The organism is Bacillus sp. 7894-2 (assembly GCF_002272225.1).
Classification (GTDB): Bacteria; Bacillota; Bacilli; order Bacillales; family Cytobacillaceae; genus Cytobacillus.
In genome coordinates this window covers 22,590-40,383 of sequence record NZ_NPDG01000121.1, presented here as the reverse complement: position 1 = coordinate 40,383, position 17,794 = coordinate 22,590, and the positions used below count along the sequence as shown (strand labels likewise).

General features: G+C 43.4%; 18 protein-coding genes. 9 read left to right on the top strand and 9 right to left on the bottom strand.

Going from position 1 to position 17,794, the window contains the following annotated elements; genetic code table 11:
* Positions 1-146 precede the first annotated feature (146 nt).
* Positions 147-911, bottom strand: coding sequence for an alpha/beta hydrolase (locus CHI10_RS17410; protein ID WP_095245474.1), 765 nt, complete (start codon positions 909-911; stop codon positions 147-149).
* Positions 912-1,194: 283 nt separating this feature from the next.
* On the opposite strand from CHI10_RS17410, the gene CHI10_RS17405 reads away from it, so the two are divergent.
* The 3 genes from CHI10_RS17405 (at position 1,195) to CHI10_RS17395 (ending at position 3,814) form a co-directional block, all read left to right on the top strand.
* The gene (locus tag CHI10_RS17405) at positions 1,195-2,886 is read left to right on the top strand and encodes a glutamine--tRNA ligase/YqeY domain fusion protein (RefSeq protein ID WP_095245473.1); all 1,692 of its coding nucleotides are present in this window, start codon (positions 1,195-1,197) and stop codon (positions 2,884-2,886) included.
* Positions 2,887-3,010: 124 nt separating this feature from the next.
* On the top strand, positions 3,011-3,361 hold the full coding sequence (locus CHI10_RS17400; protein ID WP_061792697.1) for an ASCH domain-containing protein: 351 nt from the start codon (positions 3,011-3,013) through the stop codon (positions 3,359-3,361).
* A 9-nt stretch (positions 3,362-3,370) separates the two neighbouring features.
* Complete coding sequence (locus tag CHI10_RS17395) at positions 3,371-3,814, top strand: hypothetical protein (protein WP_095245472.1); 444 nt, start codon at positions 3,371-3,373, stop codon at positions 3,812-3,814.
* Positions 3,815-3,962: 148 nt separating this feature from the next.
* On the opposite strand, the gene CHI10_RS17390 is transcribed toward CHI10_RS17395, so the two are convergent.
* Complete coding sequence (locus CHI10_RS17390; RefSeq protein ID WP_095245471.1) at positions 3,963-4,688, bottom strand: glycerophosphodiester phosphodiesterase; 726 nt, start codon at positions 4,686-4,688, stop codon at positions 3,963-3,965.
* Between the two features lie 200 nt (positions 4,689-4,888).
* Here CHI10_RS17390 and CHI10_RS17385 point away from each other — a divergent pair, with 200 nt between their 5' ends.
* From CHI10_RS17385 to CHI10_RS17370, 4 genes are all read left to right on the top strand, one after another.
* On the top strand, positions 4,889-6,340 hold the full coding sequence (locus tag CHI10_RS17385; RefSeq protein WP_095245470.1) for a TerD family protein: 1,452 nt from the start codon (positions 4,889-4,891) through the stop codon (positions 6,338-6,340).
* Between the two features lie 171 nt (positions 6,341-6,511).
* The gene (locus tag CHI10_RS17380) at positions 6,512-7,330 is read left to right on the top strand and encodes an MBL fold metallo-hydrolase (protein ID WP_286137453.1); all 819 of its coding nucleotides are present in this window, start codon (positions 6,512-6,514) and stop codon (positions 7,328-7,330) included.
* Positions 7,331-7,441: 111 nt separating this feature from the next.
* Positions 7,442-7,789, top strand: a complete 348-nt coding sequence (locus CHI10_RS17375; protein ID WP_048009723.1) for a hypothetical protein — start codon at positions 7,442-7,444, stop codon at positions 7,787-7,789.
* Positions 7,790-7,902: 113 nt separating this feature from the next.
* On the top strand, positions 7,903-8,865 hold the full coding sequence (locus CHI10_RS17370) for a D-2-hydroxyacid dehydrogenase (RefSeq protein ID WP_095245468.1): 963 nt from the start codon (positions 7,903-7,905) through the stop codon (positions 8,863-8,865).
* Positions 8,866-8,891: 26 nt separating this feature from the next.
* On the opposite strand, the gene CHI10_RS17365 is transcribed toward CHI10_RS17370, so the two are convergent.
* Together CHI10_RS17365 and CHI10_RS17360 are read right to left on the bottom strand one after the other, a co-directional pair.
* Positions 8,892-9,569: a DUF421 domain-containing protein gene (locus CHI10_RS17365; RefSeq protein ID WP_095245467.1), complete on the bottom strand. Its 678-nt coding sequence runs from the start codon at positions 9,567-9,569 to the stop codon at positions 8,892-8,894.
* Positions 9,570-9,731: 162 nt separating this feature from the next.
* The gene (locus CHI10_RS17360; RefSeq protein WP_095245477.1) at positions 9,732-10,700 is read right to left on the bottom strand and encodes a DMT family transporter; all 969 of its coding nucleotides are present in this window, start codon (positions 10,698-10,700) and stop codon (positions 9,732-9,734) included.
* Positions 10,701-10,762: 62 nt separating this feature from the next.
* Here CHI10_RS17360 and CHI10_RS17355 point away from each other — a divergent pair, with 62 nt between their 5' ends.
* On the top strand, positions 10,763-11,392 hold the full coding sequence (locus CHI10_RS17355; protein ID WP_286137452.1) for a CBO0543 family protein: 630 nt from the start codon (positions 10,763-10,765) through the stop codon (positions 11,390-11,392).
* 39 nt (positions 11,393-11,431) lie between these two features.
* On the opposite strand, the gene CHI10_RS17350 is transcribed toward CHI10_RS17355, so the two are convergent.
* The 3 genes from CHI10_RS17350 to CHI10_RS17340 form a co-directional block, all read right to left on the bottom strand.
* Positions 11,432-12,832 (bottom strand): M28 family peptidase, encoded by a 1,401-nt coding sequence (locus CHI10_RS17350; RefSeq protein ID WP_095245466.1) that lies wholly within the window; start codon positions 12,830-12,832, stop codon positions 11,432-11,434.
* Between the two features lie 193 nt (positions 12,833-13,025).
* Positions 13,026-13,586 (bottom strand): FAD-dependent oxidoreductase, encoded by a 561-nt coding sequence (locus CHI10_RS17345; RefSeq protein WP_095245465.1) that lies wholly within the window; start codon positions 13,584-13,586, stop codon positions 13,026-13,028.
* 91 nt (positions 13,587-13,677) lie between these two features.
* The gene (locus CHI10_RS17340; protein WP_095245464.1) at positions 13,678-13,908 is read right to left on the bottom strand and encodes an excisionase family DNA-binding protein; all 231 of its coding nucleotides are present in this window, start codon (positions 13,906-13,908) and stop codon (positions 13,678-13,680) included.
* Positions 13,909-14,096: 188 nt separating this feature from the next.
* On the opposite strand from CHI10_RS17340, the gene CHI10_RS17335 reads away from it, so the two are divergent.
* Entirely contained in the window at positions 14,097-15,755 is a 1,659-nt protein-coding gene (locus CHI10_RS17335; RefSeq protein WP_095245463.1) for a PAS domain-containing sensor histidine kinase, read from the top strand.
* 52 nt (positions 15,756-15,807) lie between these two features.
* Here CHI10_RS17335 and CHI10_RS17330 read toward each other — a convergent pair whose 3' ends face one another.
* Together CHI10_RS17330 and CHI10_RS17325 are read right to left on the bottom strand one after the other, a co-directional pair.
* Positions 15,808-16,974, bottom strand: coding sequence for a toxic anion resistance protein (locus CHI10_RS17330; RefSeq protein WP_095245462.1), 1,167 nt, complete (start codon positions 16,972-16,974; stop codon positions 15,808-15,810).
* Complete coding sequence (locus CHI10_RS17325; protein ID WP_095245461.1) at positions 16,971-17,627, bottom strand: 5-bromo-4-chloroindolyl phosphate hydrolysis family protein; 657 nt, start codon at positions 17,625-17,627, stop codon at positions 16,971-16,973. The genes CHI10_RS17330 and CHI10_RS17325 overlap by 4 nt, the downstream gene beginning before the upstream one ends.
* Between the last annotated feature and the right edge of the window lie 167 nt (positions 17,628-17,794).

Genomic DNA, 17,794 nt, shown 5'->3' with positions numbered 1-17,794 from the left:
AATTATTTCGCATCACTAAATGCTACCATAACTGGCTGCAAAAAGGAACGGGAATTTGCATCAGATCAAGGCATACAAAAACTATTGGGACAATGAAAATATCCTATTAAAGTCCAAAAAAAAGGAGCCTGGGTAAGCTCCCCTCATCACCCCTGAAGGCTGCTTGTTTCCAGTGCCCGCTGCAGAAAATGCAGTGTTCTATCTATAATGATATCCTGATCGTTATCCAGCGTTGCTACATGATAGCTGTTGTCCAGGGTGACTAATTCCTTGGCAGCTGATTTAATGCCGCTGTATATTTCCTGTGAATTGGAAGGAGGAACTACATGATCTTCTTTTGAGACAAAAATCAGCGCAGGACAAGTCACTTTCCCTAAATCGGCTTTCACCTTCTTCATTAGTTCCGTTATTTGACCAAGCGATTTTACCGGTGTCTTTTCATAGGCAAGCTCTTTTATATCAGGGTTTTTTATGTCTGAACCAATTGCATCAAGAAAACGGACATCCTCCAGGCTGGCTGCTGCCGCCATATCAGGAATCTCAACTGCTGCATTAATCGGGATAATCCCCTTAATCTCCGGATATTTCTCGGCCATATACAATGTCAGGGTGCCGCCCATTGACAGACCTGTAACGAATATCGTACTGCAGCGCTCTTTCAGCCACCGATAACCTTCTTCAACAGAATGAATCCAGTCCTGATAGGTCGTTGTTTCCATTTCTTCATAATGAGTGCCATGTCCCCTCAGGCGTGGACCGCAGACCGTATATCCAGCATTTGCATAAGCTTCCCCTATCGGACGCATACTTTGAGTTGAACCGGTAAAGCCATGAGAAACCAGAATCCCAACCTCATTTCCTTCAAAATAAAAAGGTTCTGCTCCTTCTAAAACCGGATACTTTACAGACATGTTCCTTCCTCCATTCAATAGATTATTTCCTCTAAAGAGATATTCTTTTCACCTCCCTTTATCCCTCCTCGTCTGAAAGTATTTAACATTTTTGTAAAACTTCGCATCCAGCATTGAGAAAACCTTTTTTTCCACCATCGCCTTGTTTATAATAGAAAGAATGAATAAAGAAGTATTGCCTAATAAACGACAGCAACACAGCTAAGGGAAGTTTCGCTTTATTTTCCTTCCCGATATAATTAAAATAAGTACTAACTACATAAACAGAAAGGCTGATACCGGTTTGGAAAACAATTCAAATTTTATACGAACGATTATTAAAGAGGATCTGGAGTCGGGAAAGCGTAAAGAGGTCATTACCCGTTTCCCGCCTGAGCCGAACGGTTATCTTCATATCGGACATGCCAAATCGATTGTCATCAACTTCGGCCTGGCAGACGACTTTAACGGCAAGACGAATCTTCGATTTGATGACACGAACCCGCTAAAGGAAGATCAGGAATATGTGGATGCCATTAAAGAAGATGTTACATGGCTTGGCTACGAGTGGGAGGAGCTTCATTTTGCTTCAAATTACTTCGAAGAAATGTATAACCGCGCTGTTCTTTTAATTAAGAAAGGAAAAGCTTATGTGGATGATTTAAGCCAGGAAGAGATCCGACAATACCGCGGAACACTGACAGAGCCTGGAAAAGAAAGTCCATACCGCAGCCGTTCAGCAGAAGAGAATCTGGATTTATTTGAACGCATGCGCAAAGGCGAATTCGAAAACGGAGCAAAGGTTCTTAGAGCGAAGATTGACATGTCTTCACCGAACGTAAACTTGCGTGATCCGGTTATCTACCGTGTTTCACATGCAACTCACCATAATACAGGTGATACATGGTGCATCTACCCGATGTATGCTTTTGCCCACCCGCTTGAAGATGCAATTGAAGGGGTTACCCATTCCTTATGCACAACTGAATTTGAAGACCAGCGTCCGCTATATAACTGGGTTGTCTCAGAGTGTGAAATGGAAAGCACACCACAGCAAATCGAGTTTGGCCGCCTGAATATTACTAATACAGTAATGAGTAAAAGAAAATTAAAGCAGCTTGTAGAAGAAAATTATGTTGATGGCTGGGATGACCCGCGGATGCCGACGATTTCCGGTTTAAGACGCAAGGGCTACACTCCGGAAGCAATCCGCGAGTTCGTAAAAGAAACGGGTGTTTCAAAAGGCTCAGGTGTAGTGGATGAAGCGATGCTTGAGCATTTTGTGCGCGAAGACCTGAAAATGAAGGCTCCCCGCACAATGGGTGTACTTCGTCCGTTAAAGGTTGTAATTACGAACTACCCGGAAGATCAGACTGAAATGCTTGATGCAGAAATCAATCCGGAGAACCCGGAAATGGGCATGCGCCAAATTCCATTCTCAAGGGAGATTTATGTAGAGCAGGACGACTTCATGGAAGATCCGCCGAAAAAATATTTCCGCCTCTTCCCTGGCAATGAAGTCCGCTTAAAGCATGCTTATTTCATCAAGTGCAACGATGTCATTAAGGATGAGAATGGCAATGTTGTGGAGCTTCATTGCACATATGACCCTGAAACAAAGAGCGGATCAGGCTTTACCGGCCGAAAGGTAAAGGGGACGCTTCACTGGCTGGATGCCAAGAGTGCCATTCCGGCTGAATTCCGTTTGTACGAGCCATTGATTCTTGACGAAGATGCCGATCGGAATGCTGAGGCAGATACGGATGAGGCTCTTGAAAACGAAGCAGAAGGCAAAACGTTCCTTGACTACGTGAATCCGAATTCGCTTGAAATTGTTCATGGTTTCATCGAGCCAAATATGAAGGATGTAAAAGCCCAGGATAAGTTCCAATTCTTCCGCCATGGCTATTTCAATGCAGACCCAAAATATACGACAGCAGAAAAACCTGTCTTTAACAGGATTGTTTCACTGAAGAGTTCATTTAAATTGAAATAGGCAATAAGCTTGAGGGATTCTTTCCTCAGGCTTTTTTACCCGTAAAACGATTCATAAACTGCCTTTCCGCAGGAAAGTATGGTAAGGTTTTAAAAGTAAGCATTTACATAAGGAGGAATAGATTATGTCAAATCAGCACGACCCAAATACATTACCGCCGAAAACATGTTCAGTAGACCGCATGGTTACCGTTAAAGAGGATGTTGAAAAGGTTCTTGCAGGAAAGAAAACAGCTACACGCCGCAATGGCCGCTATGCTGATGTGGGAGAAATCATGACACTTGAGGGACAGGACTTTGTTGTAGATAAAGTTTATTCACAATCCCTTGGTGAGTTAACAGACGAGCATGCCCGCCAGGAAGGCTTCGAAAATTTGGAAGACTACAAGCAATCCATCCTTTCCATGCATCCGGGAATGCCTTGGCTTCCGCAAATGCGTGTATGGGTTCATGAATTCAGCGCAGTGACGAAGTAATTTGCCGGAATGGACATATTGTACCGAATACTGCTGTATATCCATGTCAGCAGTGCCATTCTTTCTGTTGGACCATTTTTTATTCTAATCCCGATCGTCAATAAATTGGGAATGGCTCATCCCGGGGTCCAGCAGGCATATATCGGCATCTTCAGGACGTCCGTGCGCCTTGTCAAGCATGCAGGACATGTACTTGTAGGCTCGGGTATCCTTTTAATCGTGAACAGCCACTGGGCCTGGACGACATCATGGATCGTCGCTACCCTGGCAGTCATGGGAGGCTCAGTCTTTTTTCTCGCCCGGGCCTTCACTCCCGTCCTGAGGAAATTTGATGAGCCGGGAGCAGATCAGCACTTCCTAATCAGAAAGCTCACCCGCTCCGTCTGGATCTATCTATTTCTGTTAATGCTCATGCTCTGGTTCATGGTAGCCAAGCCGGTGCTTTGGCAGTAATCAAAACAAGCGCTCATGATGTGCGCTTGTTTTTTTATGCATAAATTCATATTGCTGCGGTTTGATGCACTTTATTTTACTTTTGCTGGAGAAGCGGTGTCTTATGCGGATGCATGGATAATCAGAATTTCCACATCCAACAAAATCATTATTTCAAAAACCTTTCCGGAAAATCGGTCATAATCACTTCTACTCCGGCATTAGTTAAAATTTCGCTGCGGGTTTCATCATTTACGGTATATACCCGCAGCGGAAACCCTGATTTTTGTGCTTTCTTTCCAAACTCTGATAGAGCAAACCTTTCTTCACAATGAATGCTGTCTGCACCAATACTTTTGGCAATTTCGAGTGTATTTTCAGGAATCCCTTCAATCAAATACCCCGTCTGTATAGTTGAATGAGAATCCCGGACTCTCCTCAGGCTATCCGCATTGAAGGATGAGATAATGACACGCTGTTCCAACCCATACTTAAGGATAAGGTCAATCACCTTTTTTTCCATCCCGGGATAGACAATCAAATCATTTTTCAATTCAATATTGATCAGCAGTTCGTTGCCCTCCATCGCCGCCCATTGGAAAAGCTTCTCCAGAGCCGGGATTGTTTCTCCGGCGTTCACTTCCGCGAACCAGCTCCCGGCATCAAGCTGCAGGATTTCTTCAAAGGTCATGTCCTTAATATAGCCGGTTCCGCCTGTCGTTCTGTCCACTTTTTCGTCATGAATGATTACAAGCGTACCATCCTTCGCCATCTGTACATCCAATTCAATGCCATCTGCTCCCGCCTCCAATGCAGCCTGAAAAGCGGCCATCGTGTTTTCCGGAAAACGTCCACTGACACCGCGATGCGCAAATACTTTCGCTCTTTTATTCAATTTATCTCCTCCTATGACAAAAACATCATCATTAATATTCTATTCTACAACCAGTACCAAAATCATTTTTTCATTCCAAGAAAGCCCGCTCAAGTTTCACTTCGCATTAGATTCCATTATAATTAAACTATGAAACTTCTTTCTTTCCAGTACGTATAACAAATTATCCATACATAAAAACGAATTTAGGAGTGAAATCTGTGGGAGTTCGATTGAGCAAGGGACAAAAAGTAGATTTGACCAAAACCAATCCTGGTTTGCAGGTTGTGATGGCAGGATTGGGCTGGGATGTCAGCCACAATCAATCTCAATACGACCTGGATGCTTCAGCATTTTTAACAGGCGCATCCGGCAAAGTGCAAAGTGACAGTGACTTTGTGTTTTATAATAATCCATCCGGCGGAAACGGATCGATTCTCTACAGCAGTGATAACAGAACAGGAGCTGGCGCCGGGGATGATGAGCAAATCCGCATCGAGTTGAATAAGGTGCCGCAGCATATCCATCGGATTGCATTTACTATTACCATTCATGATGCCCAGATGAAAGGACAGAACTTTGGACAAGTTTCAAATGCCTATGTGAGTATTTTTAATGCCATGACGAACGAGGAGCTGATCCGCTTCGACCTTGGCCGTGATTTTACTGTTGAAACAGCCATCGTCGCTGCAGAGCTTTACCGTCACAATGGCGAGTGGAAATTCAATGCCATTGCAAGCGGATTTCAGGGAGGATTAGCTGCCCTGTGCCGAAATTTCGGTGTTTCCGTAGATGATGAGCCTGCTCCAAGTCAGCAGCCGTCATTCGGCCATGGCCAATTTCAGCAGCAGGCAAGTTACGGACAGCAGTCTCATGGATTCAGTCCACAGCAAACCCAGCAGTCTCAATCAGGCTACAGCCCGTCTTCTTTTGGCCAGCCTTCCTACAATCAGACTGCATATAGCACACCTCCTTCCCAGCCTTCTGCGATGGGCGGCCAAACAGGTTTTGGACAGCCGGTACAGGCTCAATCCTATTCAGATGGAAATATTGCCTGTACCCGATGCGGATCTACTAACATCCGCACCGGCCAAAAAGGATTTGGCCTTGGAAAAGCGGCGATTGGAGGACTCATCCTTGGCCCTGTAGGACTTCTTGGCGGCTTTATTGGAAAAAACCAGCTGAAGCTCACCTGTAATGCCTGCGGCAATTCATGGTCGCCTAACCAGACAGATTATGCACAGTGGGCCAATGACCAAAAACGCCGTGCACAGGAGCTGTTCACCCGTTTCAAGAGCCAGGATGTCATGGACGCCGTTGTAGCTTCATGCGCTCTTGTCGGGATGGCAGATGGCAGGCTTGACCCATCTGAACGCCAAAAGATGATCGAATTTGTAAACAGCAGCCAGGAATTAAAAGTGTTTGATACCCAAAAGGTGATACAGCAATTCAATATGTTCGTCCAGCGGATTGAGATGGACCCGATCATCGGCCGGGCTGAAGCCTTCAAAGCAGTTGGCCGGGTAAGAAATAAGCCCGAGATCGCCCGCCTCGTAGCCCGTTATTGCATCGCGATCGGTTATGCTGATGGGAACTTTGATCAAAATGAAAAACAGGCTGTTACAGAAATCTGCATGGAACTCGGATTAAACCCTCATGAATTTCTATCTTAATTTTCCAAAGCTTTGCCATTATGCGGCAGAGCTTTTTTTGCATATATTCCCTCCTCCTCCTGAATATGCCGCATACAAAAGTCACATGCGGGTATACTCAAAAAGATAAGGGGTCTGTTATTTTTAAAGGAGGTAATATTTTTGAAGGAAAGTTCATCAACTGAACGCTATATGCCCATGACTTCCTCCACGAGCGGAATGATTGTAAACGAAGCGGATGGAGTTTACTGCCTGACAGTTCAGATTGTCAATGTTTGTTTTGTGCGAATATCAGAAAAGCCCGGCGACTGGGTTCTGGTTGACGCAGGCATGCCAAAATCTGCAGAGAAAATCATGGATGCCGCCGAAGAACTTTTTGGAGAGAACGCCAGACCGAAATCCATTATTCTTACACATGGCCACTTTGACCATGTTGGTGCAATTATTGATTTGGTTGAGCGCTGGCAGGTTCCTGTATACGCACACACACTGGAAATGCCATTTTTAACAGGTCAGCAGGATTACCCAAAACCTGACGCGAGTGTTGAAGGCGGACTTGTCGCAAAGATGTCCCCCACCTTTCCGCATGAAGGCATCGATCTCGGAACCCATATTCAGTCTTTGCCTGGCGACGGAAATGTTCCCCATATGGAAGGATGGAAATGGATTCACACACCAGGTCATACCCCTGGCCATGTTTCCTTGTTCAGGGAATCGGATCGTGTGCTGATTGCAGGTGATGCTTTCGTGACAGTGAAACAGGAATCCTTATACAGTGTCCTCACTCAGGAACAGGAAATCAGCGGCCCGCCCCGCTATCTGACGACAGATTGGGATGCGGCCAGGACATCCGTACAGAAACTTGAAACCCTTCAGCCGGATGTTGCCATCACTGGACACGGCATACCTATGGCCGCCGCTGTATTAAGAGAAAGCCTCACCAGACTTGTGAATGATTTTGATGAAATTGCCGTTCCAGACCACGGAAAATATGTAGACGGGGAACGCTAGAAAAAAGCAAGGTCCAGCAAAATGACTGGATCTTGCTTTTTTGATGTTTAAAACACTCAAATAAAGGAAGAGTATAAAAAAACGAATTTTAATAGTTCAGGAGGTTCATATATGCATCTTGAAAACTTTACAGGTCAAAAGATCCAAATAAAATTCAAGAACTTTCCAAACGATCTCGTCGGCTCCATTACTGGCATTTTTCAGCCCGATGAGTGGTATCTTGTTAAACTGATCAAAACAGAAAGCATGGGAATTTGGGTTGAGAACCCTTGCTTCAAGCGAACAATGGTACAAAAAGAAGATGGTACCAACATTCCGGAAGAACAGCAAAAGGAAGAAGATTGCGTCACCCATTTTCTGATCCGCTGGGATTACATCAGCTCTGTGATTACCTTCCCGGATAAGACGACGCTTGGTGTCGATAAGAAAGCCAAATTAATAGGTTTTCAGCCCTCTTAATAGATAGATCATCCCCCGGTTCCTTACCCGGGGGATATTTTATTAGAAAAGTTCTCCTTTATAGACTATGATATATTTACCGACTTTTCAAAAAATAATACGGAGGCACACACATGACAAAAAGAACCTGTATCATTACACATGATCTGGAACCCTCACAGCTTGAAAGAATAAATGAAATCATTCCCGATTGGGAGCTCATTTCCGGCAAGGATCCCGCAAACTGGCAAAATGAAATGAAAAAAGCCGAAGTCATCGCCGGCTGGAAAAAGGAACTTAAAGAGATGGTTCTTGAGGGAGACAGCAAACTCCGCTGGTTCCAATCCTGGAGTGCAGGTGTCGATTCCCTCCCCCTGGCAGAAATGGAATTACAGGACATCCAGATTACGAGCGCCAATGGCGTACATGCCAACCCTATTTCTGAAACCATTTTCGCTCTCATGCTCGGGCTTACCCGCAAAATCCATACATATGTGAAAAATCAGCAAGCCAAAGTATGGCACCATTCCGGACTAAAGCTCGAAATACATAATAAAACCATCGGCCTGATTGGCGCAGGAGCCATCGGAAAAGAAACGGCCAGGATTGCCAAAGCATTCGGCATGAAGGTCATTGGAGTCCGCCACTCCGGAAGACCTGAAGAGTATTTTGATGAAATGTATACGTCCGGACAGCTGAACGATGTACTTCCGCAATGTGACTATGTTGTGGTCACACTTCCACTTACACCGGAAACCCGGCAGCTATTCGGATCCGAACAGTTTGCTCTCATGAAGGATTCTGCCTTCTTTATCAATATCGGCCGGGGTGAAATTGTAAAGGAAAGGGATTTGATCGACGCACTGCAAAACGGCCAGATTGCAGGTGCAGGGCTTGATGTATTTGAAAAAGAACCGCTTTCTGAAGACAGCCCGCTGTGGGAGCTTGATAATGTCATCGTTACTCCGCACACAGCCGGATCGACGGAACACTATACCAGGCGTGTAATTGAAGATATATTTATCCCCAATTTAAAAGAATATATAACCAGCGGTATACCAGGCATTAATCTAGTTGATTATCAAAAGGGATATTAATAGCGAGAGCCTTGCAGATGCAAGGCTCATTTTTTATAAGCTACGATATAAAACCCTTCTTCTTCCGACCATTCCGCACAGAATATTTCTTTAATATTATGATAGCCTTCATTACTAATAGATTCCCTCAGCCAACCCCCATCTTTGTCCAGTAATGTAAGTCCGTCTTCCACTACTTCTCCTTCATCAATCAGTAAAATGGAAGGATTCTTTTCCCTCACCTCAAGTTTCATCATTTCTGGAGTGACATGCTCTTCATTTTGGTATTTCAAAACACTTAAGCCCCCATTGGTTTCAAGGTAAGCATATTTGACTTCATTCATGCTGAATATTCCTTTTTGGCGCAGCATCGTCCTAAGCTGCTCCATTTCCAGATGGTTTTTCTCCATCTCTTTCACATCCAGCTTGCCATTTTTGACAAGGACCGACACCCTTCCCTTCAAAATCCTTCTGAATATATTTTTCTTTTTTGCCATAATTTCAATGATATAAATAAATGCTCCCCATAGGAATGCAGAATAGATAACTTGAAGCGCCGTTACTTTTTCATCATAAATCGTCTCCTCAATAATCCCTCCAAGAACAACTGCATAGACAAAATCGAACGGGGTTACCTGTGAAAGCTCCTTCTTTCCAAGAATACGGGTTACCGCTAACAGCGTTACCAGCCCCACAGCCATTTTTACTGTTATAGATAAATACATCCATCCTCCTCCTCCTCTCTCTATAGCCTCTCTATTCCCTTTAGCGGCCTTTAAATACACCTTTTCCCGTATTCCACTTTTTGCAAAAAAAGAAAAGGTGACCGGTACCTATACCACATTATCTGACTGGTATAGGGCCTGTCACCGCTATTAAAAATCACTTTATATATACCGGCTATTCTCTTTTCTCCGCTTTCTGAAAACTAAATCCTCCAATGCTCCAGACCCTGAAAGGACACCTCCCACAATAAGAACCAGCCCAAGCAAGTGGTTGATGGTGATAACTTCACCAAGGATTAGTGCCGAGCCTGCCAGTGAGAAAAAGGTATTCAGGTTTAAAAATATACTGGCTTCTGCCGGCCCAATATTACGGATGGCTGTGTTATATACCATATGGCCGACAGCTGTTGCCAATACGGCAGATGCGGCAAACGCAGCCCAAACATAGGCTGGCGCTTCTGATATGCCCTTAAGTTCGCCAGGTTCCATTACGCTCGCCATTACAAACAGGATCACTCCTCCAAAAACCAGCATATAGCCTGTCAGCAATCGCGGATCAAGCGTTTTCGAAGCCTTACTGATAACAATGAAGCTAAGAGCCTGTGAAAGAATGGACAGGAACACAAAGAAATCGCCCGGAGTTAAGCTTGATATCCCTTTACTTCCTGAAAGAACAATAAATGTCACTCCTGCACCGCCAAGCAGAAAACCAAGCACCTGAATGCCTGTAGGCTTGTGGCGCAGCAAAATGGAAGAAAGTATAGCTGTCAAGAGAGGACCCGCACCTAATATAAGCCCTCCATTCACTGCACTTGTCCCCGTTAGGCCTATAGCCAGAAAAAGATGGTGGCTGACAACACTTAGCAGGCCGCCAAAAATAATGTAAGAGACTTCCCTTAAGCTCGGCTTCCTCACTTTTCCCATTATGCCTAATATTAAAAACACCGTTATGCCCGCAGTTAATATTCGCAGAGAAGTAATCGAAACCGGAGGAAAATAACTGACAAGAATCTTAATTATACTGACATTCAATCCCCACAATGCCATGATGGAAGTGAGGAGAATGTATGTTTTTATGTTCTTCACATCGATCCTTCTTTCCGACAAATCCACATTCATAATTTGTACCATTTTATCATATTTCAAATGGGAATATGTCTATTTAAAGCTTTAAAAAGCGAAAGTGAACGGGCATGAAAAACACCCTTCTGGACAAAATAACCATCAGCTGCATGAAGGGAGAGATCAGTTTGTCACCCGCTCAAGATAAATTCTTCAACAAACTCGTTGCTATTCAAGGCGACCTTACCCGGCAAGGGATTGAATACTGGCAGCAATATTCCCACCTTGGCACATGGCAGTTTTGGACTGTTGCATGTCTGCTCATCCTGCCCCTGGTGCTTGTATATTTTAAAATTGACCGGAAGCTCATTTTCCACATCGGCTTTTTCGGTTTTGCTGTTCATGTGCTTTTTTCATATGTGGACGCAGCGGGAATCCGCTTCGGTTTGTGGGCCTACCCTTATCAGCTGATCCCGTTCATACCCAGCTTGTCATTAGATGCAGCCATTATTCCTGTCACTATTATGCTCGTATATCAATGGACCTTGAAAAACAATAAAAATTACTACCTTTATGCTCTTTTAACTGCATTGGCTTTCGGATTTGGCTTTAAACCCTTGCTTGTCGCACATGGTTTATTCCAAAAGTATGAATGGGTTAATTATATTTATATATTTCTTATTTACATTACCCTATTCCTGCTGGCCTATTGGCTTACCAGAGTTTTTCGATGGATGAATAAGCGTGAAAAAAACAAGTAAAAGAGCAGCCTCCCCACTAAGGATCGGCTGCTCTCTTGCTTATTTCACATCCTGCTCATAAACCATCTCAGGTGCTGCTTTCATTTTATGCTTCTTTTTCGGTTTAGGGCCCATGTTATCAAAACGCGCTTTATCATAAATGGCAGTGCCTACAATTTCTGCTGTATCCTGAAGCTTTTCCTTGCTTATTTTATCAATTGTATCCTCTGGAGAATGGTACCACGGCTCAGTAGGGCTGTGAATGAATAATGCGGCCGGAATGCCCGCTTCCGCGAATGGAACATGATCACTTCTGCCGCCCTGATATACCGGTGTCGGCTCACCGTTCAGCCTTTCACTTGATGATTGTGATAACTTTGTTACCAGATTTTCTTTTCCATCCAATGTCATCATTACTAAATCGCCTGCATCTCTGCTTCCAACCATATCAAGATTAAAGTTCGCAATCGTCCTGCTGATCTCATCGTCAGAAAGACTGTCAACATAATGATAGGATCCAATTAATCCCAGCTCCTCTGCTCCGAATGTAACGAAGCGGATTTCTGTATCAGTCGGAATATCCTTAAACACCCGTGCCAGTTCAATAGTCATCGCTGTTCCGGAAGCATCGTCATTCGCCCCAGGCGCACCCGCTACAGAATCGTGGTGTGAGCCGACTACAATAATGTCATCGCTGGCTTTCTTTTTGCTGGTCGGTTTCTTTGTGGCAATCACATTATGCGAAACTTTTTCTCCTGCCTCCGCACCTTCAATGGTCAGGGAAGCTGTTAAGGTTCCACCGCTCTCCAGCAAAGCAAGAATGGCCTCACCTTCTGCTTTTGACAGGGCTAATGCCGGAACATACTCTTCATTATGTTCTCCAAGCGTGCCGCTCAATGGACCCTCTGCATTATTAAAAACAATTACACCGGCAGCACCTTTTTCGGCTGCGTTTAGTACTTTCTCAGCAAAAGAAATGGAACCTCGCTGAATTAGTGCAATTTTGCCAGTGAGATCAGCACCTTCCAGTTCTTCCACTGTTCCCAGACCGGCAAATACCAGCTCCCCGCTCACATTCCCGTTGACTGAATAGGTAAAGGATCTTGGCTGCAGTTCTCCTTCATAGCCGTCAATGGTCACTTCCATACTGCTGGGAGGAGTATATCCATAAAACGTGAATGGCTGAATCTCTGTTTCATAGCCAAAGGATTCGAATTGGCTTTTAATATACTGAACAGCGTTATACTCCGATTCCGTACCGGCTACACGCGGGGTTTGTGAAAGATAATCAATATTATTATAGATATTTTCTGCATTAATTTTATTGACTACCTTTTTATCGAATACATTTACCGGCTGTTTCTGGTTTACGCCGACTGGCTGTGCAAAGGCTGCTTGTGCTCCCACTGCCCCAAAAACAAGAGTTGAAGCTAATGCCACTTTTAAAAATGGTTTTCTCATCTAGTACCTCCAATAGAATAATAGATTTCGCTCACTAAATTTTATAATGTTTCGAAAACTCTTATAAGGGTACAAGATACTAGAATATAATAGGTAAAAAAATCTATATTTTGGTTATTTTGTAAATTTTAGGTATTAGCTAATAGGAAGATAGATAAAAAAGAAGGCTGCTCCATGCAAGCCTTCTTCAAGTCTATTTCATTAAATCATGATCCACATAACGCTCGCCATTCAATTCACTGATTACATTAATCGCCACTTTCGCACCGTCTCCAGCTGTGATGATTGTATGGACGCTGACTCCTGCAATAGTTCCTGCTGCCCAAATGCCATCAACATTGGTCTTTCCGTCAGCATCAACATCCAGAACCGTTTTAATGCGAGGCTCAGTCCCTGCTTTGGTCTTCAAACCGGCTTTTTCGGCTAAATCAGTTGAAAGACCTGCTGCTACAATCACATGTTTCGCTGAAAATGATTTTCCTCCTGATGTTACAATAAAACCAGTTTCAGCTTTTTCGATGTCATCAACCGTTCCTTCTTCGATCTCTGTCCCAAACTTAACAGCTTGCTTTTTGCCTGTTTCAATCAATTCCGGGCCAGTGATTTCCATAACGCCATAATGATTTTCAACCCATGCCCGTTTAGTCATGCTTTTATCATTATCCACAACCACTACCTTCTTGCCCGCTTTGGCGGCAAATAGCGCAGCACTTGCACCGGCAGGACCTGCACCCACAATTAAAATATCAAACATCCATACTCCTCCTTTAACACATTATTAACTTATAGTTTATCTAAGTTAATAATAACTGTAAAATAATGTGATTTGAGGAAAACTGTTCATTTTAATCTTCATCTTTGATATCCCGGTCCTCCGGTATCGGCTCATTTAAAATTTCGTCCACCAGCTCCCTGTATTTTTCCACCTGCTTTAGATGGGCATTAAACTGTTCCTTGTATACTAAATACTGTTCCCCGTCATAAATGGCACGTATTTTCTTTTGCTGTATCAGGCTTTCTACGTATGGCTCAGGGTAAGATAAATATTCTGCGGTTTCTTTAATGGTCAGATACATGCTTGTCCTTCCCTTTCTTATTCCTTATAATATGATTTTACTAATTTCCAGGCACTAGAAGACTCCGCAAAAATCATATAGAATAGAATTGTAATGGATTTGTATATGCAACTTATATTCTATTATACAGCGAAAAAAACTTATTTGACTGAATTCCAGCAAATAGAGAACAGGAGAAATATAAGCTAATGAATAAAAAAAAGTTATTGGGCTTATATGTGATCATCAGCCTTATTTGGGTATTCGGAACGAATTACCTTTTGCATATGCTTGAACCTTCTTCTCTTGTCAATTTTCTATTCAGAGCAAAAGAATTTCTGTACATCATCGCTACAGGATGGCTCCTCTATTATTTTATAGGCAAAAGAGATGAGCTCAGCGCCTCAAGAGAAGATGAAAAGCGCCTTTCCACTTTAATCAATTCCATGGTGGATTTTGTTAATTTCAAAGACGGTCAAGGCCGCTGGATTGAATCTAATGAATTTGGACTTAAGCTATTCAATCTCGAAAATGTCGATTATAAAGGCAAGAAGGACTCAGAACTGGCCGAATACACTGATTTTTATGCAGACGCACTTCGCTACTGTGAAACTTCAGATGAAGAAACCTGGGTAAACGGTCAAATTACCCGCATCGAGGAAGTAATTCCCTTGCCTGACGGAACAGAGAAAACGTTCGATACAATTAAAGTACCGCTCTTCCATACAGACGGCAGCCGAAAGGGATTAGTCATTATCGGCCGGGACATTACAGAAAGAAAGCATGTGGAGAAGCTTCTTGCCGAAAGCCAGCAGCAATATAAATCCCTGTTTGAATATAATACCGAGATTGTCTTTATGACAGACCTTCATGGCACGATTACAAAAGTAAATCCCCAATTTAAAGCTGTGACAGGATACAGCCCTGATGAAACATTGGGTAAAAACATCAATGAAATTATACCGGCTCCTTATAAAACGAAGGCAATCGAAGACTTTACTGACATCCTTGAGGATAAACAGCCAAAGACCTGTGAGTTTGATTTTAATCATAAAAATGGCAGCAAACTGACTATTCAATGCACTGCCCTTCCGCTTATTGTGAACGGTCAAATTGCGGGGGTCATCGGATATGGAAAAGATGTGACAAAGCTCCGTCAGGCTGAAGAAAGACTCCGCCGCACCGAAAAGCTTTCTGTGGTTGGCGAGCTTTCTGCAAGTGTTGCGCATGAAATCAGAAATCCTCTCACATCTTTAAAAGGCTTTGTGCAGCTGATGCAGCTGGAAGATGAAAAGCATCAGTTCTATTATCAGATCATGCAGGAAGAACTCGATCGGATCAACCATATTGTCGGCGAGCTTCTGCTCCTTGCCAAACCTCAGGATATTTGTTTCACAAAAGCAGATGTTCAAAAAATCCTGTTTAATGTCATTTCGCTTTTAAAAACTGAAGCCAGCATGCACAATGTCCAGATTGAATTTCTGTTAAAATCGGATGTGTTTATGATGGAATGTGAACCGAATCAGCTAAAGCAGCTTTTTATTAATATCATAAAAAATGCCATTGAGGCATCTAAAGAAGGCGGCAAAGTAACTGTTTCACTTTTGGCGGAAGACCATCAGCTGACTATCCTGGTTAAGGATACCGGCTGCGGCATGTCGGAAGATCGCCTGAATAGGATCGGTGAACCTTTTTATTCTTCTAAGGAAAAGGGAACAGGTCTCGGACTCACAGTCAGCTTTAAGATTGTCCAATCCCATAATGGTTCCATTCATTTCAATAGCGAGAAAGGGAAAGGAACAGAAGCTGCCATCAAGCTTCCTGTAAAAAAACAAACACCTGCCCCTGAAGCTGGATTAACCGTTTAAACAGCAAAAGAGCGATATTCAATCAAACGTTTGATTGAATATCGCTCTTCTTTTAATTCCCCTTAATCTCCAGCAGCTTCAGCCTCAAGTCATTTTCCATATTGGCCAGGTCGTGTTCAGCCTGCCGGCGCTTATTCCTGCCTTCTTCCTGGATCCTCAAGGTTTCTTCAAGAGTAGAGATCAGGTTTTCCTGTGTTTTCTTTAATGTTTCGATATCGACAAGGCCCCGCTCATTTTCACGTGCCGTTTCAATTGTGTTCACTTTCAGCATCTCCGCATTTTTCAATAGAAGATCATTGGTGGTTTTTGAAACCTTCTTCTGGGCTTCGACGGCATGACGCTGGCGAAGCAGTGTCAAGGCAATGGCCACCTGATTTTTCCAAAGCGGGATGGCAGTCATGATGGACGACTGGATTTTTTCAACCAATGCCTGATTGGTATTCTGTATCAGGCGGATCTGCGGCGCACTTTGAATCGTTATTTCACGGCTCAGCTTCAAGTCATAAAGACGTTTATCCAGGCGGTCGGCAAACTGGATCATATCGTTTACTTCCTGGAACTTCATCTGGTCATTTGACTCTTCTGCCCTCTTTTTCAGCTCGGGAATCGTCTTTTCATGAAGCTCCTCAAGCTTTAATTCTCCTGCTGCAATATAAACATTTAACGCATGAAAATACTCTTTATTATTATCATAAAGCTTATCTAACATGACAATGTCGGAAAGAAGCGCATTCTTGCTTCTCTCCAATTTGACGCTGATGCGGTCGATTTGAGCTCCCGTTTTCTGGTATTTGGACAAGACTTCCTGAACAGAACCGGAAATCTTTCCGAACATACGCGCAAAAAAGGATGATTTCTCAGGCTTCAGCTCATCCGGATTCACATCGCTGAATTTTTTCATCAGATCATTAATGATCGTTCCCACTTCACCAACGTCCTTTTTCTGAACATGCTCGAGCATGGTATGAGAGAACGATAACAGCTTTGATTGAGCTGGTGTTCCATATGAGATCATCGCCTGGTGATTGGCCGGATCAATTTGCTTTGCAAGCTGATAGGCTTTTTCGCGGTTTTCTTCCGGAATCACATCTATCAGCCTTGTCCGCTTTTCCGAATGCAGCGGCGACGAAGCAGGCTGCTGATTTTCCCCAAAAGGATCTGCCAGCAAATCATCCATTAAATCTGTGTTTTTTAACAGGGATGGTTTTTCTTCGGTCATTTTAATCTCCTGCTTTCATCATGAATTCTTGATTCTTTAATCTTCTCAATCGAATTCCTGGCAACATCTATTTCAAGATGAAGCTGATCAATATCTTCCGCTATAACCCGGTGAAGATCTTCCTCCACATGATGGGTAAGTGCATCAAGTGTACGTCTTGTTTCCTGGAGGGACTGATCCAGTTCACGGGATTTTCTCGGCTGGGAAGATAAAAAGACATACTTTTCCGCTAGCTCCACAGCAGAATCCAAATGGGAAAAATAAAACTGCTCCGCCTGATAGAACCGTTTCGGCTCACTTCTGGTCAGTCTGTAAATTCTCCTTGTCACCCTCATGAACTCCATGCGCTGCTTCAGCGTCGGGAAATGCCGAATTGAGAACATCGCTTTATGCAGACGGGTTATTTTAAGGCGTGCCTCATCAAGATTTCGCTTTATATATTGGTATTCCCTTTTCGTCAATCCATGCTTTTTCAAAAAGCGGCGGCGCTGAATCAAGCCTCCGGCCCAATAAGTGAGCAGCCCGGCTCCAGCTCCATAAACCCCTGACAGAAAAAATGTTTGCCCGAAAGCAAAGTAACTGGCCAGCCAGACACTGACAGACAATGGAACAGCCGTCAGCAGGCGAAAAGCAAATGCTAAAAAGGAATTCATATTTATCGACTCCTACTCATAGTCCTACTTATTTATACGTAATTGATAAACCTAAAGTTTCATCCACAGACATCTTTCAGCAAAAAAGGCATATATCCTTAAATCTATTAAAACACTTTTAAAAAACTTCTCAAGTTATACGATACAAAATAACACGATTGCCCGCC

Excerpts from the sequence above, each read along its gene's own strand:
- CHI10_RS17410 (WP_095245474.1), bottom strand. The coding sequence starts at position 911 with ATGTCTGTAAAGTATCCGGTTTTAGAAGGAGCAGAACCTTTTTATTTT.
- CHI10_RS17400 (WP_061792697.1), top strand. The coding sequence starts at position 3,011 with ATGTCAAATCAGCACGACCCAAATACATTACCGCCGAAAACATGTTCA.
- CHI10_RS17395 (WP_095245472.1), top strand. The coding sequence starts at position 3,371 with ATGGACATATTGTACCGAATACTGCTGTATATCCATGTCAGCAGTGCC.
- CHI10_RS17380 (WP_286137453.1), top strand. The coding sequence starts at position 6,512 with ATGCCCATGACTTCCTCCACGAGCGGAATGATTGTAAACGAAGCGGAT.
- CHI10_RS17375 (WP_048009723.1), top strand. The coding sequence starts at position 7,442 with ATGCATCTTGAAAACTTTACAGGTCAAAAGATCCAAATAAAATTCAAG.
- CHI10_RS17370 (WP_095245468.1), top strand. The coding sequence starts at position 7,903 with ATGACAAAAAGAACCTGTATCATTACACATGATCTGGAACCCTCACAG.
- CHI10_RS17365 (WP_095245467.1), bottom strand. The coding sequence starts at position 9,569 with ATGTATTTATCTATAACAGTAAAAATGGCTGTGGGGCTGGTAACGCTG.
- CHI10_RS17360 (WP_095245477.1), bottom strand. The coding sequence starts at position 10,700 with ATGGTACAAATTATGAATGTGGATTTGTCGGAAAGAAGGATCGATGTG.
- CHI10_RS17355 (WP_286137452.1), top strand. The coding sequence starts at position 10,763 with ATGAAAAACACCCTTCTGGACAAAATAACCATCAGCTGCATGAAGGGA.
- CHI10_RS17350 (WP_095245466.1), bottom strand. The coding sequence starts at position 12,832 with ATGAGAAAACCATTTTTAAAAGTGGCATTAGCTTCAACTCTTGTTTTT.
- CHI10_RS17345 (WP_095245465.1), bottom strand. The coding sequence starts at position 13,586 with ATGTTTGATATTTTAATTGTGGGTGCAGGTCCTGCCGGTGCAAGTGCT.
- CHI10_RS17340 (WP_095245464.1), bottom strand. The coding sequence starts at position 13,908 with ATGTATCTGACCATTAAAGAAACCGCAGAATATTTATCTTACCCTGAG.
- CHI10_RS17335 (WP_095245463.1), top strand. The coding sequence starts at position 14,097 with ATGAATAAAAAAAAGTTATTGGGCTTATATGTGATCATCAGCCTTATT.
- CHI10_RS17330 (WP_095245462.1), bottom strand. The coding sequence starts at position 16,974 with ATGACCGAAGAAAAACCATCCCTGTTAAAAAACACAGATTTAATGGAT.
- CHI10_RS17325 (WP_095245461.1), bottom strand. The coding sequence starts at position 17,627 with ATGAATTCCTTTTTAGCATTTGCTTTTCGCCTGCTGACGGCTGTTCCA.